The 22,302-nt window shown below is 56.7% G+C and carries 24 protein-coding genes; 15 read left to right on the top strand and 9 right to left on the bottom strand.

Going from position 1 to position 22,302, the window contains the following annotated elements; translation table 11 throughout:
• The first annotated feature begins 188 nt into the window (after positions 1 to 188).
• A complete protein-coding gene (locus FHW04_RS02640) occupies positions 189 to 881 on the top strand; it encodes a DUF421 domain-containing protein (protein ID WP_031377734.1) in 693 nt (230 codons plus the stop codon).
• Between the two features lie 29 nt (positions 882 to 910).
• On the opposite strand, the gene FHW04_RS02635 is transcribed toward FHW04_RS02640, so the two are convergent.
• A complete protein-coding gene (locus FHW04_RS02635) occupies positions 911 to 1,351 on the bottom strand; it encodes a helix-turn-helix domain-containing protein (RefSeq protein WP_162287702.1) in 441 nt (146 codons plus the stop codon).
• Positions 1,352 to 1,427: 76 nt separating this feature from the next.
• Between FHW04_RS02635 and FHW04_RS02630 the strand changes: the two genes are divergently transcribed.
• Together FHW04_RS02630 and FHW04_RS02625 are read left to right on the top strand one after the other, a co-directional pair.
• The gene (locus FHW04_RS02630; protein WP_031377736.1) at positions 1,428 to 1,904 is read left to right on the top strand and encodes a DUF2938 domain-containing protein; all 477 of its coding nucleotides are present in this window, start codon (positions 1,428 to 1,430) and stop codon (positions 1,902 to 1,904) included.
• A gap of 173 nt (positions 1,905 to 2,077) precedes the next feature.
• Positions 2,078 to 2,290, top strand: a complete 213-nt coding sequence (locus FHW04_RS02625; RefSeq protein ID WP_089561154.1) for a hypothetical protein — start codon at positions 2,078 to 2,080, stop codon at positions 2,288 to 2,290.
• 50 nt (positions 2,291 to 2,340) lie between these two features.
• On the opposite strand, the gene FHW04_RS02620 is transcribed toward FHW04_RS02625, so the two are convergent.
• The gene (locus FHW04_RS02620; RefSeq protein WP_031377738.1) at positions 2,341 to 3,534 is read right to left on the bottom strand and encodes a zinc-dependent alcohol dehydrogenase; all 1,194 of its coding nucleotides are present in this window, start codon (positions 3,532 to 3,534) and stop codon (positions 2,341 to 2,343) included.
• A gap of 195 nt (positions 3,535 to 3,729) precedes the next feature.
• On the bottom strand, positions 3,730 to 4,275 hold the full coding sequence (locus FHW04_RS02615; protein WP_031377739.1) for a hypothetical protein: 546 nt from the start codon (positions 4,273 to 4,275) through the stop codon (positions 3,730 to 3,732).
• A 377-nt stretch (positions 4,276 to 4,652) separates the two neighbouring features.
• On the opposite strand from FHW04_RS02615, the gene FHW04_RS02610 reads away from it, so the two are divergent.
• Positions 4,653 to 5,942 carry an HAAAP family serine/threonine permease gene (locus FHW04_RS02610; RefSeq protein ID WP_089561153.1) on the top strand — a complete coding sequence of 430 codons (1,290 nt, stop codon included), beginning with the start codon at positions 4,653 to 4,655 and terminating at the stop codon, positions 5,940 to 5,942.
• Positions 5,943 to 5,947: 5 nt separating this feature from the next.
• On the opposite strand, the gene FHW04_RS02605 is transcribed toward FHW04_RS02610, so the two are convergent.
• Positions 5,948 to 6,463, bottom strand: a complete 516-nt coding sequence (locus tag FHW04_RS02605; RefSeq protein WP_069728010.1) for a DUF523 domain-containing protein — start codon at positions 6,461 to 6,463, stop codon at positions 5,948 to 5,950.
• A gap of 112 nt (positions 6,464 to 6,575) precedes the next feature.
• On the opposite strand from FHW04_RS02605, the gene FHW04_RS02600 reads away from it, so the two are divergent.
• The 3 genes from FHW04_RS02600 to FHW04_RS02590 all read left to right on the top strand — a co-directional run bounded on the left by FHW04_RS02600 (position 6,576) and on the right by FHW04_RS02590 (position 9,825).
• The gene (locus FHW04_RS02600) at positions 6,576 to 7,673 is read left to right on the top strand and encodes an ABC transporter substrate-binding protein (RefSeq protein WP_089561152.1); all 1,098 of its coding nucleotides are present in this window, start codon (positions 6,576 to 6,578) and stop codon (positions 7,671 to 7,673) included.
• Between the two features lie 677 nt (positions 7,674 to 8,350).
• On the top strand, positions 8,351 to 8,800 hold the full coding sequence (locus FHW04_RS02595; RefSeq protein WP_089561151.1) for an RcnB family protein: 450 nt from the start codon (positions 8,351 to 8,353) through the stop codon (positions 8,798 to 8,800).
• Between the two features lie 188 nt (positions 8,801 to 8,988).
• On the top strand, positions 8,989 to 9,825 hold the full coding sequence (locus tag FHW04_RS02590; protein WP_089561150.1) for a Cof-type HAD-IIB family hydrolase: 837 nt from the start codon (positions 8,989 to 8,991) through the stop codon (positions 9,823 to 9,825).
• Positions 9,826 to 9,895: 70 nt separating this feature from the next.
• Here the strand turns inward: FHW04_RS02590 and FHW04_RS02585 are convergent, their stop codons facing one another.
• Positions 9,896 to 11,044: an iron-containing alcohol dehydrogenase gene (locus tag FHW04_RS02585; protein WP_094106466.1), complete on the bottom strand. Its 1,149-nt coding sequence runs from the start codon at positions 11,042 to 11,044 to the stop codon at positions 9,896 to 9,898.
• Between the two features lie 292 nt (positions 11,045 to 11,336).
• Between FHW04_RS02585 and gntT the strand changes: the two genes are divergently transcribed.
• On the top strand, positions 11,337 to 12,653 hold the full coding sequence (gene gntT, locus FHW04_RS02580) for a gluconate transporter (protein ID WP_031377746.1): 1,317 nt from the start codon (positions 11,337 to 11,339) through the stop codon (positions 12,651 to 12,653).
• 51 nt (positions 12,654 to 12,704) lie between these two features.
• On the opposite strand, the gene FHW04_RS02575 is transcribed toward gntT, so the two are convergent.
• The 3 genes from FHW04_RS02575 to FHW04_RS02565 form a co-directional block, all read right to left on the bottom strand.
• Complete coding sequence (locus tag FHW04_RS02575; RefSeq protein ID WP_094106465.1) at positions 12,705 to 13,787, bottom strand: malate/lactate/ureidoglycolate dehydrogenase; 1,083 nt, start codon at positions 13,785 to 13,787, stop codon at positions 12,705 to 12,707.
• Positions 13,788 to 13,914: 127 nt separating this feature from the next.
• On the bottom strand, positions 13,915 to 14,160 hold the full coding sequence (locus FHW04_RS02570) for a hypothetical protein (RefSeq protein ID WP_031377748.1): 246 nt from the start codon (positions 14,158 to 14,160) through the stop codon (positions 13,915 to 13,917).
• Positions 14,161 to 14,536: 376 nt separating this feature from the next.
• Positions 14,537 to 14,734 (bottom strand): hypothetical protein, encoded by a 198-nt coding sequence (locus FHW04_RS02565; RefSeq protein WP_227021875.1) that lies wholly within the window; start codon positions 14,732 to 14,734, stop codon positions 14,537 to 14,539.
• Positions 14,735 to 15,499: 765 nt separating this feature from the next.
• On the opposite strand from FHW04_RS02565, the gene cspE reads away from it, so the two are divergent.
• Positions 15,500 to 15,709 (top strand): transcription antiterminator/RNA stability regulator CspE, encoded by a 210-nt coding sequence (gene cspE, locus FHW04_RS02560; protein ID WP_006118399.1) that lies wholly within the window; start codon positions 15,500 to 15,502, stop codon positions 15,707 to 15,709.
• A gap of 225 nt (positions 15,710 to 15,934) precedes the next feature.
• On the top strand, positions 15,935 to 16,366 hold the full coding sequence (locus tag FHW04_RS02555) for a GNAT family N-acetyltransferase (protein ID WP_031377750.1): 432 nt from the start codon (positions 15,935 to 15,937) through the stop codon (positions 16,364 to 16,366).
• Here the strand turns inward: FHW04_RS02555 and FHW04_RS02550 are convergent.
• Positions 16,344 to 17,699, bottom strand: coding sequence for a PLP-dependent aminotransferase family protein (locus FHW04_RS02550; protein WP_089561148.1), 1,356 nt, complete (start codon positions 17,697 to 17,699; stop codon positions 16,344 to 16,346). The two genes, FHW04_RS02555 and FHW04_RS02550, sit on opposite strands and share 23 nt — an antisense overlap.
• A 129-nt stretch (positions 17,700 to 17,828) precedes the next feature.
• Here FHW04_RS02550 and FHW04_RS02545 point away from each other — a divergent pair, with 129 nt between their 5' ends.
• From FHW04_RS02545 to FHW04_RS02525, 5 genes are read left to right on the top strand one after another with little or no spacing between them, the layout of a single operon-like run.
• Complete coding sequence (locus tag FHW04_RS02545) at positions 17,829 to 18,794, top strand: ABC transporter substrate-binding protein (RefSeq protein WP_031377752.1); 966 nt, start codon at positions 17,829 to 17,831, stop codon at positions 18,792 to 18,794.
• Positions 18,794 to 19,582, top strand: a complete 789-nt coding sequence (locus FHW04_RS02540; RefSeq protein WP_089561188.1) for a deaminated glutathione amidase — start codon at positions 18,794 to 18,796, stop codon at positions 19,580 to 19,582. Before FHW04_RS02545 ends, FHW04_RS02540 begins: the two co-directional genes overlap by 1 nt.
• Before the next feature lie 25 nt (positions 19,583 to 19,607).
• Positions 19,608 to 20,495: an ABC transporter substrate-binding protein gene (locus tag FHW04_RS02535; protein WP_046288463.1), complete on the top strand. Its 888-nt coding sequence runs from the start codon at positions 19,608 to 19,610 to the stop codon at positions 20,493 to 20,495.
• Positions 20,492 to 21,448: an amino acid ABC transporter permease gene (locus FHW04_RS02530; RefSeq protein WP_069728019.1), complete on the top strand. Its 957-nt coding sequence runs from the start codon at positions 20,492 to 20,494 to the stop codon at positions 21,446 to 21,448. The genes FHW04_RS02535 and FHW04_RS02530 overlap by 4 nt, the downstream gene beginning before the upstream one ends.
• The gene (locus FHW04_RS02525) at positions 21,445 to 22,215 is read left to right on the top strand and encodes an amino acid ABC transporter ATP-binding protein (protein WP_031377755.1); all 771 of its coding nucleotides are present in this window, start codon (positions 21,445 to 21,447) and stop codon (positions 22,213 to 22,215) included. Before FHW04_RS02530 ends, FHW04_RS02525 begins: the two co-directional genes overlap by 4 nt.
• Positions 22,216 to 22,302 lie beyond the last annotated feature (87 nt).

Raw genomic sequence — 22,302 nt, 5'->3', positions numbered from 1 at the left:
TAAGCTTTGTGAACCTTTTCCATGAGATGCAAAGCGGGCAGACTCAGCGGCCGGGGAAGGTGCTGCTTCGCTTGCCTTTTCATCTTCCACCAGCAAGATTAATTTATCACTGGCCTCGATCGGCAGGCGGTTAACCGACCGGCCACGGCATCGCGGCTCCTTTTGACTGACAGGATGTTTCACAGCTTATGTTCTCATTCGACTGGCACCGTTTCTTACTCAACGATCAACCCGCCACTTTTCTGTTTGAGGTGGTAGCGCGGGTGCTGATCGCTTATCTGGTGGTGTTCACCTTTTTGAAAGTCTCGGGTCGCCGCGGAGTGCGTCAGCTGTCGCTGTTCGAACTGGTGGTCATTCTGACGCTCGGGTCCGCCTCAGGTGATGTCACCTTCTATGACGATGTGCCGGTGTTGCCGGTGATCATGGTGTTTGTGGTGTTGCTGACGCTCTACCGGCTGACCACCATGCTGACTGCGCGCAGCCCGCGCTTTTCACGTCTGATTCAGGGCGATGTGATTACGCTGATCAAACAGGGGCTGTATGTGCTGGAGAGTCTCGATCATCTGAACATTTCGGAAGATGAGTTCTACATGGAGTTGCGACAGAGTGGGGTAGAGCATCTGGGGCAGATCCGGCTGGCGCTGGTGGAAGTAGATGGTCAGCTGAGCATCTACTTTTACAACGACGATGAGATGCGTGCCGGTTTAAGCGTATTACCGCCCGAACACCGCCAGGATTTCGATACCGTGCCGCACAGCGGACTCTATGCCTGTACCCACTGCGGCCAGACGCAGCAGATCGCCGGTCAGCAGCAAGCGGTCTGCCCGCGTTGCCAGCGCCAGCGCTGGTCGGTTGCGCTGCAAACCCGCCGCCTGCACTGACGACGGGCGTCAGGTCAGGTCAGGTCAGGTCAGGTCAGGGCTGCGGGTGAATTGGAGTGATAACCCGTTGTGCGATCTGACCGGGATTGCATACGCCGGACAATTTTCTGAAATTCCGGGCATAGCAGGTGATCGCTGGCAGGACAGTGCGCGACGTGTCTCAAACCATCACGGACCTTTTTCAACTGACGAATCGTGTTATCGATCTCGTCGGCTTTAGCGATGAGCAAGAGTCGATCCAGCGAGAGTTTACCCTGTGCATCAAACAGACTGGCAATCTCATCCAGAGTAAAACCGGCGCTGCGGCCCAGTGTGATCAGCGCCAGTTTTTCAAGCACGCTGGCGCAGTATTGCCGACGTAATCCTTTGCGGCCAATCGATTTGATCAGCCCCTTCTTTTCATAAAAACGCAGCGCTGAAGGCGCAAGCCCGCTGCGATCGGCGACATCAGCAATATCGAGTTCTTTTATCATTGACTTAAACCTCACTTCACGTTGCATCCTTTGAATCAGCATACCATCTAACGATTATCACAGGAGAATTCACGTGACTGAGATACTGCTTACCGGGCTGCTGGCGACCCTGATTATGGATGGCTGGAGCCTGGCCCGACGCTACCTGTTCGCGGTACCTTCCCTTAATTACGCCCTCGTTGGCCGCTGGATACTGTGGATGAGTAAAGGACGTTACTTTCACCACACCATTCACGATACGCCTGCAGTCAAAGGCGAAACCTTTACAGGATGGGCCGTCCACTACCTCACAGGAATGGCCTTTGCCTTTATTCCACTGTTATGGCGAGGCCAGCAGTGGCCAGAACATCCCGATCTATTAAGCGCAGTGATAAGCGGTCTTCTTAGCCTGATGGCTCCCTTTTTCATCATGCAACCCGCCCTCGGGTGGGGGATTGCCGCATCGAAGACGCCCGTGCCTGGCAAAGCCAGGCTGAATAGCGCTGTGACTCATCTGGTTTATGGGCTGGGACTTTATTTAGCCGCTGTCGGGCTACAGCCACTGATCTGAACCGCAGCGAAACAGGTGCTGAGGGTACGTTTTTGCTGGATCTACTGTGGTTGAACGGCGGTTAAACCGGTCGCGAGGTGTTTCCGGTTACCACATAACTTTGCCTGCCACTGACAGAAAATCAAACAGATTCGGGCAGCATAGCGACCTCCATCCCTCTGCAGGAGTCACCGATGCGCATCAGGCTGGCCAGTGCGTTACTGTTTTTGCTGTTATCGTTTGGCGCGTTTTCACAGCAGCTGATGAGCGAGAGTCATCCTCACACACACAGCGCACGGTTACTGGAGCAGGGGAGCCTGGCGGATACCGCCGATACCCCGGATGAACATCTGCAGGAGCGGCCGGAGCGGCGGGTCAGCCTGCAATGCAAGCCGTGGCGGATGTAGCGTCCGGCGCAACCGGCGGAGAAAGCAGCCGGTGCGCCGAGGCGTACAGGTTACAGTGTGGCCTGAGTAGCCGTCATGCCGGGCACCAGAATCACTTTGCGGCACTCTTCCTGTCGCTTCTCAAAAATCTCATAACCCCGGGCGGCGTCTTCCAGCGGCAGATGATGGGTAACAATCTCTTCCGGCTTAAGGTGACCCTGTTCGATCAGTTTAAGCAGGTCCGGCAGGTAGGCGTGAACGTGGGTCTGGCCCATCTTAAAGGTCAGTCCTTTATCAAACGCATCGCCGAACAGGAAGCCGTGAATAAAGCCAGCGTAGACACCCGGCACGCTGACGATCCCGCCACGACGCACCGCCGCAATACACTGACGCAGCGCCTTACCGCTGCTGCCTTCCAGCTTGAGATTGCTAAGCACGGTTTCCGTCAGGCTGCCTTTGGCCTCAAACCCGACCGCATCAATCACCGCATCAACGCCACGGTGGCCTTCGCTGTGCTCGATGATCCAGCCGGCCGGGTCGTTGATCTGATCGAAGTTGATCGGAATCACCCCGTAGCGATCGCGGGCAAAGTTCAGGCGATAGTCGTTATGGTCGATCATGTAGATCTGTTCGGCACCTTCCAGGCGGGCACAGGCGGCGCTGAGTAATCCCACCGGACCGGCACCAAAAATCGCCACGCTGGAGCCCGGTTTAACTTCGGCATTTTTAACCGCCTGCCACGCGGTAGGCAGGATATCGGAGAGGAACAGCACTTTCTCATCCGACAACAGTGTCGGCACTTTGAACGGGCCGGTATTGGCTTTCGGCACCCGGACATATTCCGCCTGTCCGCCCGGCACGCCGCCATACAGTTTGCTGAAACCAAACAGCGCTGCGGGCGGGGTGATGTTTTTACGATTGAGAATGGCGCCCCGACCGCTGTTGGTGGTTTCGCAGGCAGCGTACTGATGCAGATGGCAGAAGAAACAGTCGCCACAGGCGATAACAAACGGGATCACCACCCGATCGCCTTTGGCGACGGCCGTGACGGCGCTGCCTGTTTCCACCACTTCACCCATAAACTCATGACCGAAAATATCGCCATGGCCGGTACCGGGGATCTTGCCGCGATAGAGGTGCAGGTCGGAGCCACAAATGGCGGTGGCGGTGACGCGCAAAATGATGTCATCGGCGGCTTCAAGTCCCGGATCGGGCACGTTATCAACGCTGACTTTATGCGGACCGTGATAGGTTAATGCTTTCATCTGTTGCACTCCTGCGGATTAGTGGACTGTGGCCATGTGCTGGCACGCGGCGACAAAGCGGAGAGATTCAGGAAACCTGAAACCGAAACCTGCCTGAAGTGTAGCCAGCCTGCAGGCAGTAAGCAGAGCGGCAGGCTCAGATGAAACGGACCAGCCTGGTTGATAAGGTGACAGATTGCGCCGGGAGATGGCCGATCAGTCCGGAATGATACGCTGCCAGCCGGGCAGGGCGGCAAATGCCCGTCGGTAAGCAGTGTCGATTTGGGCCGGCACCTGTTCAATGTAGCGACGCGCATGTTCACGCGTGTCACCCTCCAGCCGCTGCAGGTATGCCACTGCCTCATCAAGGGCAGGAATACGGCCTTCAACGCCCGCCATGCAGGCGGGTAATGCGGTCCAGATCAGGCCTTCAATGCCTCTGGCACGCGCCCAGTCCGCCAGCGGTCCCGCCGACGTGTCGGTGACCGTCAGAATGCCTAGCCCATCCTCCCGGCTGTCCGGAATGCCTTCCCGCTCACGCAGCGCGCGACAGGCGGTCTCCAGTGAGGCGGTATTCAGCCAGGCCCACAACACCGGTACCGGTGTGGCATTGAGGCAGATGGCCGTTGCCAGTTCACCGCCTTCACTGATGCGGACAAATTCAATCGGCACCCGCGGGCCATCACAATGCCAGGGGCTGGCCACCGGCAACGCACCCGATTTCCAAATCAGCGATCCCCATCCAAGGCAGGCAATTTTCATTCTGTTCTCCTGTGTCGTGTGTCAGCCGATGCCTCAAGCATAGCCAAAGCGTAGCCCGGCAGGCTCACTCATCGCGCCGCCCGGCGACGTCAGTGCGGTAAAAGCGGCGTAAAAGTGGCATTATCGGGCAGTGACGTGGCGCACAACCTGACGGTTTTTTCAGCGATTTATGCGCATTAATCCGCATAACTTGAACTTTTATCGTCAGGTAGTGTAAAAAGAGGCGCACGCAATCGATTACCTGTGCGTCAGCGGGTCAGGAAGCCATCCTGGCAAACAAGCTGACGCAGTGATGTCTGGCCCGGAGCGGACGCGGCAAGCTGGCGCTTTCTGCTCTGGCAGTCAGATGACTGGCGGCTTTTAAACGGGAAGGGCAGATGAAAACCACGCAAACAGGCACGCTGGGCGCGCTTGAAAGTGACGTCGATACGGCATGGCGTAAAACCGATACCCTATGGATGCTGGGCTTATACGGCACCGCGATTGGTGCCGGCGTACTGTTTCTGCCGATTAATGCTGGCGTGGGTGGACTGATCCCGCTGATCATTATGGCGATACTGGCTTTTCCGCTGACCTTCTTTGCGCACCGCGCCCTGACGCGCTTTGTGCTCTCCGGAAAAAATCCGGCGGGCGACATCACCGACGTGGTCGAAGAGCATTTTGGCACCGGCGCCGGTAAGCTGATTACGCTGCTCTACTTCTTTGCCATCTACCCGATTCTGCTGATGTACAGCGTTGCCATTACCAACACGGTTGAGAGCCTGATGGTCAATCAGCTGGGACTGGTGCCGCCACCGCGCATCCTGCTGTCGCTGTTGCTGATTGTCGGCCTGATGATGATTGTGCGTTTTGGTGAGCAGATGATCGTCAAAGCGATGAGCGTGCTGGTTTATCCGTTTGTGGCGGTATTGATGCTGATGGCCTGCTATCTGATCCCGCACTGGCACGGCGCCGCGCTGACCACGCTGAGCAGCGCTGCGCCTGGCGGCAACGGTTTATGGATGACGCTGTGGCTGGCGATCCCGGTGATGGTCTTCTCCTTCAATCACTCGCCGATCATCTCGTCGTTTGCCGTGGCGAAGCGTGAAGAGTATGGCGAGGCGGCAGAGAAAAAGTGTTCCCGCATTCTGGCCTGTGCCCATCTGCTGATGGTGGTGACGGTGATGTTTTTTGTCTTCAGCTGCGTGCTGAGCCTGTCGCCCGCCGACCTGCACGCGGCCAAGGCGCAGAACATCACCATTCTTTCCTATCTGGCTAACCACTTTCAGGTGCCGGTCATCGCCTGGCTTGGCCCGATAATTGCGATTGTGGCGATCACCAAATCGTTTCTCGGGCACTATCTTGGCGCGCGTGAAGGCTTTAACGGCATGGTAAATAAGGCGCTGCGCAGCCGCGGCAAACAGATCGCGCCCGCCCGGCTGAACCGCCTGACCTCACTGTTTATGTTGCTGACTACCTGGCTGGTGGCGACCCTCGATCCCAATATTCTCGGGATGATTGAGACGCTCGGTGGCCCGGTGATTGCGATGATCCTGTTCCTGATGCCGATGTACGCGATTCAGAAAGTCCCGGCGATGCGTCAGTACAGTGGCAAAATCAGTAACCTGTTTGTGCTGCTGACCGGCCTGATCGCCATCTCTGCCATCTTCTACTCACTGGCGCACTGAGCGGTTTAACCGGGTAGCCGCGGCGCAATCCGGTTGAGGTGGGCCAGCAGTTCGCCCGCCTGCTGTTCAGCGTACACCGCAATGTTGTGCTGGCGTAACAGGGCGGCGGCGACACCCGCACCGGGCTGACGCTGGCCGCTGAAGCTGCCGTCGTATATGGCCTGACTGCCGCAGGTCGGGCTGCCATCGCTGAGCAGGGCAAAGCGGCATCCTTGCTGCTGCGCGGTCTCGAGTGCCAGCCACGCGGCGAGCAGATAAGTCTGCGTCATATCCCGTCCGTCTGATTCCACTACCCTGGCCCGTCCCGCCAGCACATCGGCACCGCTGCCGCCGACAATCTCAGCCGGCAGGCGCGGAGTGGGTAAACCGGCAGCAAGCTCAGGGCAGTGCAGCACCAGCCGCTGCTCGCGCTGCCACTGCGTCAGCGCGGCCAGCACCTGCTTTTTGTCACTGCCGTTGTAGCGCACCCGAAAGCCCATCAGGCAGGCGCTAATCAATATCTTCTCACCGCGCTTCTGCATGCTCAGCGGCCTCCGGGCTGACGTATCTATTCAGCAATGGTTTACTTTTGTTACTTATTAGCATGTTAGAGTTAACGCGAATAATTATTATTCCTTAACCGGGTGCTGAAAAATGAAAACCAGGCTGCTTGCTGCCACCACAATTTTGTTGTCAACCGCCTGCGCGGCCACTGCGTATCCGATCACGGTGACCGATCTTGATGGGCAAACCATTACGCTGCAAAAAGAGCCGCAGCATGTGATTTTGCAGGATGGACGCGACATTCTGGCGCTGGCCTTGCTGGACCGACAAAATCCGTTCCAGCGGGTGGTGGCGTGGAATAACCTGCCCAAAAAGCAGGATACCCAGACCTGGGATCTGCTGAAGCAGCGCTGGCCGCAGGCTTCTTCCATCGTTGACATGGGCTTTAACGATCAGGGGCAGGTTGATCTGGAGAGCGTGCTGGCGAAACAGCCCGATCTGATGATTGCTCAGCTGCGTGCTAAACCGGCGCTGACCCAATCGGGCGTGCTGGCAACGTTAAAAAATCTGCATATTCCGGTGCTGTTCCTCGACGATGAGCTGCAGCCGAAGCAGAACACGGTGCCGGGCATCACCCTGCTCGGTAAAGTGCTGAACCGCGAAGCCGAGGCCAAAGCCTATACCGATTTTTATCAGCAGCGCTGGCAGCGGATTCAGCAGGGCGTGGCGCAGGTGCAGCACAAGCCGACGGTGTTTATCGAGCCGATAGCCGGTAACAGCGATAACTGTTGCTTCACTCACGGTCATAACGGCTGGGGTGCACTGGTGGAAGCGGTGGGCGGCAAAAATATCGGCTCAGCGCTGCTGCCAGGCAGTTCCGGTTTCGTCTCACTGGAAAAAATCATCGCCATGAAGCCGGATGTCTATATCATGACCGGCTCAAAACGGCCCAACAGCAACGTACTGCCGTTTGGTTACGCGGCCAGCCAGCCAGAGATTAATGCCACCTTCAGCCGGTTGCTGTCCCGTACCGGGCTGGCGCAGATCGCCCCGGTGAAACAACAGCGGGTTTACGGTGTGTATCATCATTTCTATAACCATCCGTATAACATTATTGGCATGGAGATCCTGGCGAAAGATCTCTATCCGCAGACCTTCAGCGATCTCGATCCGACCGCGGATTATCATCATATCGTGAGCCACTTTACCCGCTTACCCGACGCGCCGATCGTGCTGAGTACTCCCTGACGCTGCACGCTGCAGGGCACCGGTGAGTGCCCTGCTTATCAGTGGGCCTGAACCGGTCAGCATTGCGATCTATTTCCACCATCCTCTCTGCCAGACGTTTGTCCTTATTACTGACTTTTTCGCCTGCCGAAAGATTAATTTAAGAAGTGGCGAGGAATGTAAATAATATTCTACAAAACAGGATTTATCATCACGATAAAAATAGCCAGACAATGCTATGTTTGACGGGCAGCACTGGTGATGTGGTGTTGCGTGCTCTGGTTTTTGCTTGATTTTATTAAGGGTTTCACCTCATCTGCTGGTGTGGCGTGTTAATTACCGATCGCTTTCGATCGGTTTTTTTTATATATGGCGTTAGCCAGCTGGCCTGATTCCCGCTTCAGTTTGATCGCGCGCGTTAAATAACGATCCAATTTGTCACCGGGCGATGAATTAAGAATATTCTCAAGGAAGCCCGAGCCGCGCCGGATATCCGCTGTTTGCCAGTTAATACAGCGTTAGCCAGCTCAGATCCAGAATATGGAGAGAAATCGGGCCAGTGTTAAGAAAGCGCTAAGCAAGCGTAATAGTATGTAAGTTACCGGTTTTTAAGACTTTTACTGATGCTGACCCGCCAGATTATTGCCACTATGATGCTCAACGGTGCCTGAATAACCGTTATCTTCGGAGGCAGTACCATGAAAAAAACAACCTTAACCGTTATCGCTTCACTTTTTGCATGCAGCACGCTTTTTTCTCACACCGCACTGGCGGATGGTCCGGGCGACGGGCACGGTCAGCGATGGCAGCAAGGCGATCAATCGCACGCTGACAATCGCGGCCACGACCGCGACAAGGGACACGACCGCGATAAAGGACACGACAACCACGGCAATAATGGCCGGCATAACGATGGCCCGCGTGCCGATCGCGATCATTTCGCCTGGAACGGCCACGATTTCCGTCGCGGCCATCCGATTCCGGCAGAATATCGTGGCGATCGTTACCGCATCAACGACTGGCATGACCGGGGTTTACGTGAACCGCCGCGTGGCGAACACTGGGCCTACATCGACGGCAACTATGTGCTGATCGCTGCTGCCACGGGCGTGATTACCTCGCTGATTCTGAGTAGCGCGCTGAACTAATTACGTAACGAAAAGCGCGTAGCAAAAGTCACGCAACGACACCCGCCCATCGAACATGCTGCACCCCACTTCGCCCAGGGAAGGGCGTCCAGCGGTTGGCCCTGGCCTTCCGTTACACTTTCCGTTTTGCCGCGTCAGCGGCTATCCTGACAGTCCACTCACAGAACCCCGGCATGTAAGGAGTCATGATGACGACGGTTAAGATGGTTGCGGTAGATATGGATGGCACCTTTCTGGATGACCAGAAGCAGTACAATCGATCCCGCTTTCTCGACTGCTATCAGCAGCTCACCGCCCGTGAGATTAAATTTGTCGTTGCCAGCGGCAACCAGTACTACCAGCTCAAATCCTTCTTCCCGCAGATCGCCAGCGACATCGCCTTTGTGGCGGAGAACGGCGCGTGGATTATCGATCGGGATGAAGAGCTGTTTTGCGGCGCTTTTGACCGTCACGATGTCGGGGCGGTGATCGACACGCTGCAAAACGGTCACTATCCCGGCCTGCGTTATCTGTTGTGTGGGCGTAACAGCGCTTATTACTTTGAGGGCATGGAAGAGACGTGGCTGGTTAAGATGCGGCACTACTGTCACCGGCTCAGGCCGATTCGCAGCCTGGAGGAGACCCAGGATGACCGGCTGTTTAAGTTCGCGCTTAATCTGTCGGATGACTACATCGAACCGCTGATGGCCGATATCGAACGGCTGCATCAGGGCAAAGTCGCAGCGACCTCCAGCGGACATGGTTCTGTTGATCTGATTGTGCCGGGCAACCATAAAGCTCATGGCCTGGACTTACTGGCACAGCGTTGGGGCATTGGCCACCACCAGGTGCTGGCGTTTGGCGATGGCGGTAACGATCTGGAGATGCTGAAACAGTCAGGCTTCAGCTTTGCCATGGGCAATGCGCCGGAGCGGGTAAAGCAGGCTGCCCGCTATCAGGCCCCGACCAATAATCAGCAGGGGGTACTGCAGGTGATTGAGCAGATGCTGGCAGGCGAGGGGCCGTTCGCCGCTCCGGCGGATTAAGGTCGCGACCCGGCGCGGTCGGATATGCCCGGCGCGGCGCGGCCGGGCAAGGCCAGCTACGTCGCGTGGATCAGTGGGTCAGGGGCCACGCCTGCGTAAGCATGGCGTGCATCTGTTCGCGACTGTAGTTCACCAGCGAATTTTTGCTGTTAGCACGAGCCAGGATCCACTCCACCTCGTCGGCGGTCAGGCTGGGCCCACCACGCCAGAACGGGGTAATCGCCTGCTGCTGCAGCCACTGCTTGAGGTAGCTGGCCGGTGAATCGGTCGGTTCGCTGAAAAGCTGCGGATGCAGCTCATCCATCAACGCACGCTGCTGCGGATGCGTACTGTCAGCCAGCTGGTCGAGGAACGGAAACAGCAGGCGTCCGCACACTTCGCCATGGTGAAACGGTTTTATTGCTCCCAGCTCGCCGGCAATACCGTGGATCACTCCCAGTCCGGCGCTGCTGAGACTGACGCCGCCCAGCCATGACGCCATCATCATCGCTTCACGCGCCCGGTCGCCGTCGGCATCCTGTCGGTTGAGGTTGGGCCAGGCCTGAACAAACTGGCGTAAGCCGGTCAGCGCCAGCTGGCGGGTAAACAGATTGCCCTTGCTGGAGAGCCAGGCTTCAAACAGATGGGTGAAGGCATCAATGCCACAGGTCGCCAGTACCGGGTCGGGCGCCCCCTTCAGCAGGTCCGGGTCGAGAATTGCCACCTGCGGCACAAACACCGCATGGCGCAGTGAGGCTTTCACCTGGATATCGTGCTGGTCGGTGACCACCGCATTTTGCGTTACTTCACTGCCGGTACCGGCGGTGGTCGGGATGGCGATCAGCGGCAGCGTCACCGGCTGGACCGGCGTGTCGCCGACTTTTTCCAGATAACGCGCGGTCGGCAGCGGATGTTGCATCATGGCACTGAAAGCTTTGGCCGCATCCAGTACGCTGCCGCCGCCAATTGCCACCACCCGGTCCACATGGCCGCGCCAGCGCGCGACCCAGCCGTCAATGTCAGCAGGCGAAGCTTCATGGCTGACAATCTCATAGCCAATAATCTGACGGTTAAGCTCCACTTTCAGGCGGTCATAGGCCGCGCTCTGTAAAAACGATTGTCCACAAAACAGCAGGGTAGGCTGAGACTGCGCAGCCAGCAGCGGCACCAGCTTATCAAGACTGCCGCGTCCGAACAGGGTTCGTTGATTACTGTACAGCTCACTCAGATTCTCACTCACCAGCGCATCCTTTTACATTTTCGCTAAAATCAGAGTGTAACGAAAAGCGCGCCGCCAGCGCTGGCAAACTTTCTGATAACGCCGCGGCAAAAAGTTGATCACCTTCGCAAAACAGAAATTCACTGGCGGCGGGGTGGTGCTTTCCTGCGGATGTTACCCTTAACATGTTATCGGTAACAGCGGTTGTCGGAATGTTAAAAACTCTTACAAGCGCACTGTTTTGTAGCCCTCAGGGGATGATGATAACAAACCGGCACTGAACGCCGTTCAGTGCGCAAGGTGGAGAAAACCTATGCCATTACTCTATGTGGCGATCGGCGTCGCGTTACTGCTGCTGCTGATGATTCGCTTTAAGCTTAATGGATTTATCGCGCTCATTCTGGTGGCGCTGGCGGTCGGTGTGATGCAGGGCATGCCGGTCAATAAAGTGATTACCTCGATTAAAACCGGTGTGGGCGGCACGCTCGGCAGCCTGGCGCTGATCATGGGCTTTGGTGCCATGCTCGGTAAGATGCTGGCCGATTGCGGGGGCGCGCAGCGGATTGCCACCACCTTAATCGAAAAGTTTGGCACAAAGCATATTCAGTGGGCGCTGGTGCTGACCGGCTTTATCGTCGGCTTTGCGCTGTTCTATGAAGTGGGCTTTGTACTGATGCTGCCGCTGGTGTTCAGCGTGGCCGCATCGGCGCGCGTCCCGCTGCTCTATGTCGGGGTGCCGATGGCCGCCGCGCTCTCGGTGACGCACGGCTTTTTACCGCCGCATCCGGGTCCGACCGCCATTGCCACGCTGTTCAATGCGGATATGGGAAAAACGTTGCTGTTCGGTACGCTGCTCGGCATTCCTACCGTAATTCTGGCCGGTCCGGTCTATGCCCGCTTCCTGAAAGGCATTGATAAACCGATCCCGCAGGGGCTCTACAACCCGAAAACCTTTACCGAAGCAGAGATGCCGGGCTTTGGCGTCAGCGTCTGGACCTCACTGGTTCCGGTGGTGCTGATGGCGTTGCGTGCGGTGGCCGAGATGCTGTTGCCGAAAGGCCATGTGCTGCTGCCTTACGCCGAGTTCTTCGGCGATCCGGTGATGGCTACGCTGATTGCGGTACTGATTGCGATCTTCACTTTCGGTCTGAACCGCGGCCGCAGCATGGATCAGGTGATGGAGACCCTGAGCGATTCGATCAAAATCATCGCCATGATGCTGTTAATTATCGGTGGTGGCGGTGCCTTTAAGCAGGTGCTGGTCGACAGCGGCGTGGATAAATATATCGCTAACATGATGCACTCTACCCAGCTCTCGCCGATCTTTATGGCGTGGTCGATTGCGGCAGTACTGCGCATTGCGCTGGGGTCGGCAACGGTTGCGGCGATCACCGCCGGTGGTATTGTTGCGCCGCTGATTGTCACCAGCGGTGCCAGCCCGGAACTGATGGTGATTGCGGTTGGTTCAGGCAGCGTGATTTTCTCTCACGTCAACGATCCTGGCTTCTGGCTGTTTAAGGAGTATTTCAACCTGACGATCGGTGAAACCATTCGGTCGTGGTCAGCGCTGGAAACCATCATTTCCGTCTGCGGCCTGATTGGCTGCTTACTGCTGTCGATGGTGATTTAACCCGCAGCCGCTGGCAGACAATCTGCCAGCGGCGTGCTGTTCCCGCCTGCGTTACACCGCCAGCGCGCGGAAAGCCGCCAGTTCCTCCGCCGACATTCCCGCCTCTGTTGCTGCCTGACAGATCTGCTGCCAGCTGGTGCTATCCAGCGGAATGCCCTCACGATCGCGGGCAATACGATTGGCCTCTTCCCATTCACCCGGTACCTGAATCGGCGCATCACCACTGGGTGGCGACGCTTTAACCCAGTCAAGAAAAGCTTCCGCCTCATCCTGCATCGCGGGCGCATCAAACGCCGCCGGATTGAGGATAATGGTGGTCATGCAGTTAAAAATGGCGTCATTGCCGCTTTGCAAGGTGGCCTGATGCGTGGTGCGTCCACCCGACAACGCTCCGCCGAGAATTTCACACAGCGTCGCCAGCGCATAGCCCTTGTGCAGACCAAAGGGCAGCAGCGAACCATGCGGTGACTGGTGCATCACGCCCGGGTCGGTCGTCGGCTGACCCTGCGCATCGATCAGGTAACCCGGTGCGACTTCGACACCCTTGTTCCATGCCACCCGGGTTTTGCCATAGGCAATGCCGCTGGTGGCGAAATCGAGCAGCAGTGGCCGGGCATGCGGGCGCGGGAAAATGGCGCAGAATGGATTGGTGCCAAAGCGCCGATCGCTGCCGCCGAATGGCGCGACCATCGGGTCGCCCATCACGTTAACGAAATGGAAGGAGACGAAACCCGCCGCCGCGCATTGCTCGGCCCAGTGACCGATACGGCCGATGTGGTGCGAATGGTGCAGACCGACTGCGGCGATGCCCAGTTTCTCCGCCCGTTCGATACCGAGCTTCATCGCTTCCCAGGCGGCGACCTGACCAAAGCCCTGATGGGCATTCAGCGTCAGCACCGCACCGTTGTCTTTATCCAGCGTGGGACGCTGATTGAGTTGCAGATGTCCCTGTTTCAGTGACGCCATGTAGCTGGGGATCATGCCGACGCCGTGCGAATCGTGTCCGGCCAGGTTGGCGGCCACCAGATGATCGGCCACCAGACGCGCCTCTTCCTGCTGACTACCGGCAGCAAGCCAGATCGCTTCGGTGAACTGATGCAGGCGCGTGGCATTAATGTGAAGTAGGGTGCTCACGTTGTACTCCTTTTCAGTGGGATAGGTCATCCTGCGGCGAAAAAGGGACAACGGCAAGTCAGTTTTTAAGCCGGAAAAGGGCCGCAGTGTGCGGCCCGGAATTTCTCTCAGAATGCGGCAGAACAGCTTAATGTGGCTGTTCAAAACCGGCTTTAATCATTTGTTCCCGCAGCGCACGCGCAATCTCGCGGTTGCCGCCAGTGACCGGATAAATCACGTTGTTCACCACATCATCAAGGTAATGCTCCTCAAACTCCTGCATCGTGAGTTGAGTGCCGCCTTCATCATTGATGGCGAAAGAGCCTTTGATGTGATCGCCGCTGTTTTTTGCCTTTAGGCTGTAGCGGCCCATGCTGGTATTAATGGTGGTCATAAGATCTCCTTGCTAAGCATATTCAGGTGATAACCAAAGAGGCCTGCCTTGCCGGTTAAATTTTAGCCAGGATTTATCTGCAAATCGAAAAACAGCCGCCGCAAAAATTTCGCGTTGCGATCCGCTCCGCAGAATTTCGATTAAAGCAGCGATAAGCCGCCGTCAGAATGAAGGCCGGGCAAGGGAAGCGGCAAAGGTCATTTTTTTGGCTATACTGTTTACGGGAAAGGTTTTTTATTGGTGAGGGAGAAGGAAATGAAAATTATTCTGTGGATTATTGCCATCATTTTTATCGTGGGTCTGCTCACCCTGACAGGGGTCTTCAAACTGATTTTCTGATCGCGCTTTTCGGTTTCAGCTTCAGCGGGCACCTTACTCAGGTGCCCGAGGCATTTTTATGCTGATCAATCAGGCAATGGGCGATCGGGTCCATCGGAGTTTCAGGCAGCAGATCTTTCGCCTCCAGTCGCTTCTTACAGTGTGCACAACAGGCACCGTGGAAAGTGAAAGCTTCACCATCGCGTTCAGTAAAAATAAACCGGGCACTTCCGCATTGGTTACAACGAATTTTCATTACCATCCTGATGCTCTTCTCCCTGTTAGTCACAAAGGTGGATTTAGCCGCTGATCAATCCGACAGGTAAACATTCCTTATTTATTCCCTGCCAATATTATCCTGCCGGGTGTAGAAAAAAATAGTGTCTTATGACCGCTATTGTTTGTTGCCAAATGCGTATGGAATAGCAGAAAGGCATTTCTTTGATTTGAATCAATGTTTTTAATCTTTAGCCTGAAATATGAGCAGGCAGGCGGTCTGTGGGGTCTCCTGCGGCACCACAGCCTGATCTGGAACAGGTAAAAAGCAGATTTAACTGACAGTGACGCCAGCGCTTAAGTCGCATCTCTGGCAGGTGATTGCTGCCGCAGGCGGGCCGGAAGAGGAAAATGGGCTGAAAAGCGGATAAAAATGACAAAAACGGCCTGACCGGCGGCGATGTCATCGGCTGAAATGGCGGCGTAAAGGCGATCCTTATCGCCGGATGGTCTGCTTATCAGCAAAATGGATTTTAATGCTTAACCTGAGCTAAGCCTGAACTCAACCTGGATCACTGAGCGGAAAATCATCCAGTTTCCAGCAGGTTACCGCCGGCTTGATGACTATTCCCCTGCAACAAAAAGGGTTTTTTTGGCAAGGTAAAAAGTAGGAAAGTGTGATGGGTAAGCAGAAAGTCGAAATTTATCACTTTTTCATCAAATCGCACTGGACAAATCCCTCCGCAATTGCTGTACTAGATGGCGACACAGTTTAGTGTCCATTTTTCATGTAAAGGTAATATAGATGTCTAAGATCAAAGGTAACGTTAAGTGGTTTAATGAATCTAAAGGATTCGGTTTCATTACTCCTGAAGATGGCAGCAAAGATGTATTCGTACATTTCTCTGCAATCCAGAGCAACGGCTTCAAAACTCTGGCTGAAGGTCAGCGCGTTGAGTTTGAAATCACCGACGGCGCGAAAGGCCCATCTGCTGCTAACGTTATCAGTCTGTAAGTTAACAGTCAGAATTCTAAAAACCCGCCTTATGGCGGGTTTTTTTATGGCTGCCATCCGCGACACCTCCGCATCAAAAGCCCCTGCAGCGGCGTGCTGGCCGCACAAACTGCGCGGCGCTTCACAATAAATCCTCGTAACATAATCCTAACAACCTTACTTGCAGCTTTTTATTGTCCAACGCTATATAACAAGGTGACGGCAGCGGGCGACTGAGGAAACAGGATGAATATACGTCAGGCGGATTTAAAAGACAGTTTTGCGCTCAGTGCACTGCTGAGTGAGTTAGGTTATGGCGGCACCGAAAATTTCATTGAGCAGCGTCTGGCGCAGTTGAGCAGCGATCCCAGTGAAGCATTGCTGGTGGCCGAGTTCGGCAATCAGGTGCTCGGCTTTTTATCGATGCACTTTATCCCGCAACTGGCGCTGGCCGGGGATTTTGCCCGCATCAGCTACTTCTGCATTGCGGAAGGTGAGCGCAGCAAAGGGGTCGGCCAGCAGCTGTTACAGCACGCCGAATCACTGGCAACTCAGCGCGGATGCGATCGGATGGAAGTGCATTGTCATCAATCCCGCCTCAAGGCGAATCAGTTTTATGCCCGTGAGGGTTATGTTGAATCGCCGCGCTACCACGTTAAAGATCTGCCCGCGCGCTAGCTTCACGGCCGGACGCGATGACCAGCGCTTCAGCGATCATTTCACGCTGTTCATCTTTCAGGCTGGCAATACTGACCCGGATAAACTGTGTCGCTCCCAGCCGGCAACGCTCACCGGGTAGCACGGCGATACCGCGCGCGGCCAGCGTAATCATGGCAAATTGCTCTGAGGCCACCGGAATATAGAGACTCAGTCCATCCTGTGGCGGCAGCATCAGTCCACGCTGCGCCAGCGCCTGCCGCAGTTGCTCGCGACGCTGATGATAAACCTGTCGTGCCGTGGCTATCTGCTGCTGGGTCACCTCATCCTCCAGCAACCACGCTACCGCATCCTGCAAAATACGGCTGGTCCAGCTGACGCCAAAGTTTCGCCATGCCTGAATACGCTTTACCATCTCCGCCGTGGCGGATAATACCGCCAGCCGCAAATCGGGTCCGTAGGCTTTGGAAAAGGAGCGGACGTGCAGGGTACGCTCGGGAAACTGCGTCCCCAGACTCCAGCTCTCCGCGGCCGAAAGATCACCAATGCCATCATCTTCCACGATCAGCGTGCTGCTGTTCGCCAGCACCTGTGCCAGCGCCTGACGCCGCGCCACACTGATTGTCCGTCCGGTGGCGGAATGGGTGCGCGGCTGATAAATCAGCATCACCGGCGCGCGTGTCAGCAGGGTGCTTAATACCTCTGGCAACGGCCCCTCATCATCACAGGCCAGCGGCAAAATCTCAGCGCCGACATTATCCAGCATATCAAGCAGGCGGGTGGCGGTGGGATCTTCAATGATCACCCGATCGCCAGGGGAAACCAGCGTCTGCACCAGCAAATTCATCGCATCGAAGCCGCCGTCGGTTGCCAGGAAGGCTTCCGCCGGATAAGGCCAGCGCGGCGTTATCGCCTGCAGCAGCGGCGCTGAAATGGCTTCACGGGTGTAGCTGTTCAGCTGTGGCGATTGCAACGCCGCCTGCAGTGCGTTTTGCAGCTCAGGTAACAAAGCAGGATCGGGGGAGGCCATCGCCAGATCGGCGCGAATGTGTTCGCCATAATTGCCGATCTTTTCAAAGCGGATCGGTCGCGGCATGACGCTATTGCCGCTGACCCAGACACCGCTGCGTCCTTTACCCGCCAGCACTTTATGCTTCCTTAGCTGCGACCAGGCAGCAGAAACGGTTGCCGGGCTGATCCCCAGACGCTCCGCGATCTCCCGTACCGCCGGCATCTGCATCCCGACAGCAATCTGCCCGTCACGAATCAGGCCTGATGCCGCCTGAGCAATCCCTTTTACTGATGGAGTAGTTATCTGGTTACAAAACCAGTTCAGATCGACCATTTGCGTCATAAGAAAATACTTTGTTCAGTAACAAATTAATGATTGTTCAGGTCAGTATTCCGGATCTAGTATCAAATTCAAGCACTATTTGATGCATTAACCCGCCCGTCCTCGCGGCACGGCGTAAACGGAGAGATCATGGCAAGGCTGAGTATCAGACTGGCAGTGCGCGACTGGGACTACTTTACTCCCCTGGCGCTGGGCGATATCACACCGGACGACTTCGATCTGCAGATCGATCGGGTCGGAACGCTGGTTAATGACCTTGCCAGCAGCCCCGATTATGACGCCGGCGAAGTGTCATTCAGCCGTTACGCCCAGGCGCGGGCCAGAGACGATGCGTCACTGCTGGGCTTACCGCACTTCCTGATGCGCGGTTTTCGTCAGCGCTGCATCATTACCACGGCGGAGAGTCCCATCACGACGCCTGCAGAGCTGAAGGGCAAAAGAATCGGTGTTACCGGCTGGCAGGATTCGGGCAATACCTGGACGCGTACGGTGCTGCGCGAAGCGGGAGTCGGGATTGATGACGTCCGCTGGTTTGCCGGGCGGCTGACAGCCGATCATCCGATTGTCGACCGGCTGGCGGGGTTTGGCCGACCGGGCCGGATTGAACCTGCGCCAGGCGAGCGCCCCCTGATTGAGCTGCTGAAAGCGGGTGAGCTGGATGCGGTGTTTACCCCGTTTATGCCGGAAGGCTTTTTTCTGCCGGCGTCCGGTCTGCGTCAGCTCCAGCCTGACTTCTATCAGGCTGAGCGGGCCTACTTCAACCGCGTCGGCTATGTGCCCGGCATTCATATTCTGGCGATAAAACCGGCGCTGGCGGCGCAGCATCCGTGGCTGCCTGCCGCACTCAGTGAGGTGATCGATCGCTCCTATGCTTTGTGGATGCAGAAAAGGGAGAAATATGCCGACACCACGCCGTGGCTGCTGGACGATTTGCGACGGACCGCGCAGGAATTACCGGCCAGCTGGAATGAGAATGGTTTTGCCGCTAATAGAAAGATGATTGCGGATTTTGGCCGTGAACTGTTCCAGCAGGGATTAACCCACAGATTACTGACGCCGGAAGCGATATTTCCGCTGGCAGGAGGAGAGAAATGATGAAAGTTGCGATGGGACAATTTGCCGTCAGTCGTGAATGGCAGGAGAACGCCACCCTCTGCCTGACGTTAATGCAGCGGGCCGCTGCGGGCGGTGCCGATCTGCTGGTGCTGCCGGAAGGGGTACTGGCGCGTGATATTACCGATCCCGATTTAGTGTTAAAGGCGGCGCAACCGCTGGACGGCCCGTTTGTCAGCCAGCTGCTGGCGGCCAGCCAGCATAACGCCCTCACCACCATGATGAGCGTGCATGTTCCCGCCGCAGAGCAAAAAGCCCTCAACGTGTTGATCGCTATTCGCAACGGCAAAATCATTACGGCCTATGAAAAATTGCATCTCTACGATGCCTTCGCCATGCAGGAGTCGCAGCGGGTGAATCCGGGCCATGTCATTCCGCCGCTGGTCGAGGTGGCGGGGTTAAAAGTCGGTCTGATGACCTGTTATGACGTGCGCTTCCCGGAGCTGGCGCGCCGGCTGGTGCTGGATGGTGCAGACCTGCTGGTGCTGCCTGCCGCGTGGGTAAAAGGACCGCTGAAAGAGATGCACTGGGAACTGCTGAACCGCGCCCGGGCGCTGGAAAATACCTGCTACGTGGTGGCCGTCGGGGAATGTGGTCCGCGTAATATCGGCAACAGTCTGGTGGTCGATCCGCTGGGCGTGGTGATCGCTAATGCGGCAGAATCGCCGACGCTGATGTTTGCCGATATTGATCCTGACCGCATCGCCTACGCCCGCCGCGTGCTGCCGGTGCTGGAGAATCGTCGTTTCGCCCGTCCCGAGCTGAACTGACACCCCTGACCCTGGAGGACGAACCATGATTAACCGCGTAACCGCCTTAACGCTGGCGCTGAGCCTGACCGCCAGCCTGGCGCAGGCTGCTGACACCCTGCCGACCCAGACGGTCGATCAGGCTTTACATGACCGCCTGCCGGATCAGATCAAAAAAGCGGGCCGGATGATTTCGGTCAACAATGGATCCTTCCCGCCGTATGAGATCGTCAATGGCCCGCATTCGATGGAGGGCGCCTCGGCGGATCTCACTACCGCACTGTCGCAGCTGCTGGGCGTGAAGATTGATCACGCCACGGTGAGTGGCCTGTCCGGCGTGCTGACCGGCATTAACGCTGGCCGCTATCAGCTGGCGATTGGCCCGATTGGCGACTATCCGGATCGTCAGCAGAAGGTGGACTTCATCGATTTTGTGCAGGAATTCGTGGTGTTTGGCGTCCAGAAGGGCAACCCGGCGCAGATCAATCAGCTTGATGATACCTGTGGCAAACGGATCGCGGTGATGGCAGCAGGCTCTGCGGAACAGGTAATCCGTCAACAATCGGCGCGCTGTACCGCCGCCGGCAAACCGGCAGTCACGGTGCAGGCCTTTACCGATCAGCCTTCGTCGATCCTCGCGGTGCGCTCGAAACGCTCGGATGCTTTTTTCTCCTCCCAGGCGCCGCTGACCTGGTTTGTCAATCAGGCCAAAGGCCAGCTCGAGCTGGCGGGCAAAGGACATAAGAACGGCTTCGGTGACATTTTCCAGGGCACCGTGGTGCCGAAAGGATCGCCGTTAGGCGGCGTGGTTCTTGATGCTTACAAGGTGCTCTATCAGAACGGGACCTATGCCGCCATCATGAAAAAATGGCAGCTGGAGGACAACATGACCGCTGCGCCAGGGCTGAACCTGGCAAAACAGGAGGCTAAATGAGCCTGAGCCGCCACGATTCGCCGATCAGGGAACAACAGCGTGATGAGGCGCAGTTGCGCGACGTGGCTTTCGCCCGCAGCGCGCCGGCCTATGGACGCTGGGTCAGCTGGATTGTGGTGCTGGTGGTTGGCTCTAACCTGCTGTGGCTGGTGATGACCAACCCCAATTTTGAATGGCAGGTGGTGCTGAAGTGGTTCACCGAAGGCTCGGTGCTGAAAGGACTACAGGTTACGCTGGGGCTGACGCTGGTCTCGATGGTGCTGGGTACGCTGCTGGGGCTGCTGTTAGGCGTCTGGCGGTTGTCGGACAACCGACTGTTGCGCGGCATTGCCGGGCTCTATATCTGGTTCTTTCGCGGAACGCCGCTGCTGGTGCAGCTGATTTTCTGGTACAACCTCTCGACCCTGTTTCCTGCGTTATCCCTGACGTTACCGTGGACCGACATCACGCTGGCGCGCTGGAACACCAACGATCTGATCACCCCACTAACTGCCGCTATCGCCGGGCTGGCGCTTAACGAAGCGGCCTATATGGCTGAAATTATCCGCGCCGGACTGCTGTCAGTGGATAATGGTCAGGTTGAAACCACCCAGGCGTTTGGTATGAGCCGGGCGCGGGCCCTGCGGCGGATCATTATTCCGCAGGCGATGCGTTCGATTATCCCGCCCACCGGTAATCAGCTGATCAGCATGATCAAGGCGACGTCGCTGGTGAGCGTGATTGCTATGGGCGATCTGCTCTATTCGGTGCAGGCTATCTACAACCGCACTTTTGAAATTATTCCAATGCTGATGGTCGCGGTAATCTGGTATCTGCTGATTACCTCGATCCTCAACCTGGGTCAGTCCGCCATTGAGCGCTATTACGCGCGTGGCACCCGACGGGTGACCAGCGTGGCGAAGCGCCCAGGCGCGCTGGCGGCCACCGCACAGCAACAGAAGGAGGAGCAATGAGCCAGGCTGAGCCGTTAGTCTGCGCCCGTAACGTGCAGAAGCGTTATGGCGACAATCAGGTGTTGAAAGGGATCGATCTTGATGTCTGGCCCGGTGAAGTGGTGGTGATCCTCGGACCTTCAGGCTCGGGTAAATCGACCTTTCTGCGCTGCATCAACCATCTCGAAGAGATGAATGGCGGATCGATACGGGTCGGCGATCAGCAGATCGGCTACGTGCTGAAACGCAATCTGCTGCATCGCCTGTCCTCACGTCAGATCGCCCGTCAGCGCCAGAAGATTGGCATGGTGTTTCAGCAGTTCAACCTTTATCCCCACATGACGGTACTGCAAAATATTATTGAGGCACCTATCGGCGTGCATAAATTTCCGCGTCAGCAGGCGCTGGCGCATGCCCGGTCACTGCTGGCAACGGTGGGATTGAGCGATAAGGCGGATGCCTGGCCGCGTCATCTGTCGGGCGGCCAGCAACAGCGCGTGGCGATTGCGCGCGCCTTAGCCATTAAGCCGCAGTTGATGTTGTTTGATGAGCCTACTTCGGCGCTGGACCCTGAACTGGTGGGTGAAGTGCTGGCGACCATGCGAACCCTGGCCGATCAGGGACTGACGATGATTGTGGTAACCCATGAGATCAGCTTCGCCCGTGAGGCGGCCGACCGGGTGGTGTTTATGGATGGCGGCGTAGTGGTGGAGCAGGGGACGCCGGAACAGGTGATTGCTAATCCGCAGCATCCGCGTACTCAGGCTTTCCTCAGCCGTTTTATCTGATAAGATCGCCGCTCCGATCTTACTCTGTTACAGATTGCAGTTGTGGCAGCACGCAAACTGCGCGTAAATAACAGTCACCGTTATTCG

Origin of the sequence: Pantoea sp. AN62, assembly GCF_050432985.1 — a bacterium.
GTDB classification, from domain to species: Bacteria; Pseudomonadota; Gammaproteobacteria; order Enterobacterales; family Enterobacteriaceae; genus Pantoea; species Pantoea brenneri.
The sequence above is the reverse complement of the archived record's forward strand: the minus strand, read 5'-3'. Positions and strand labels throughout refer to the sequence as shown.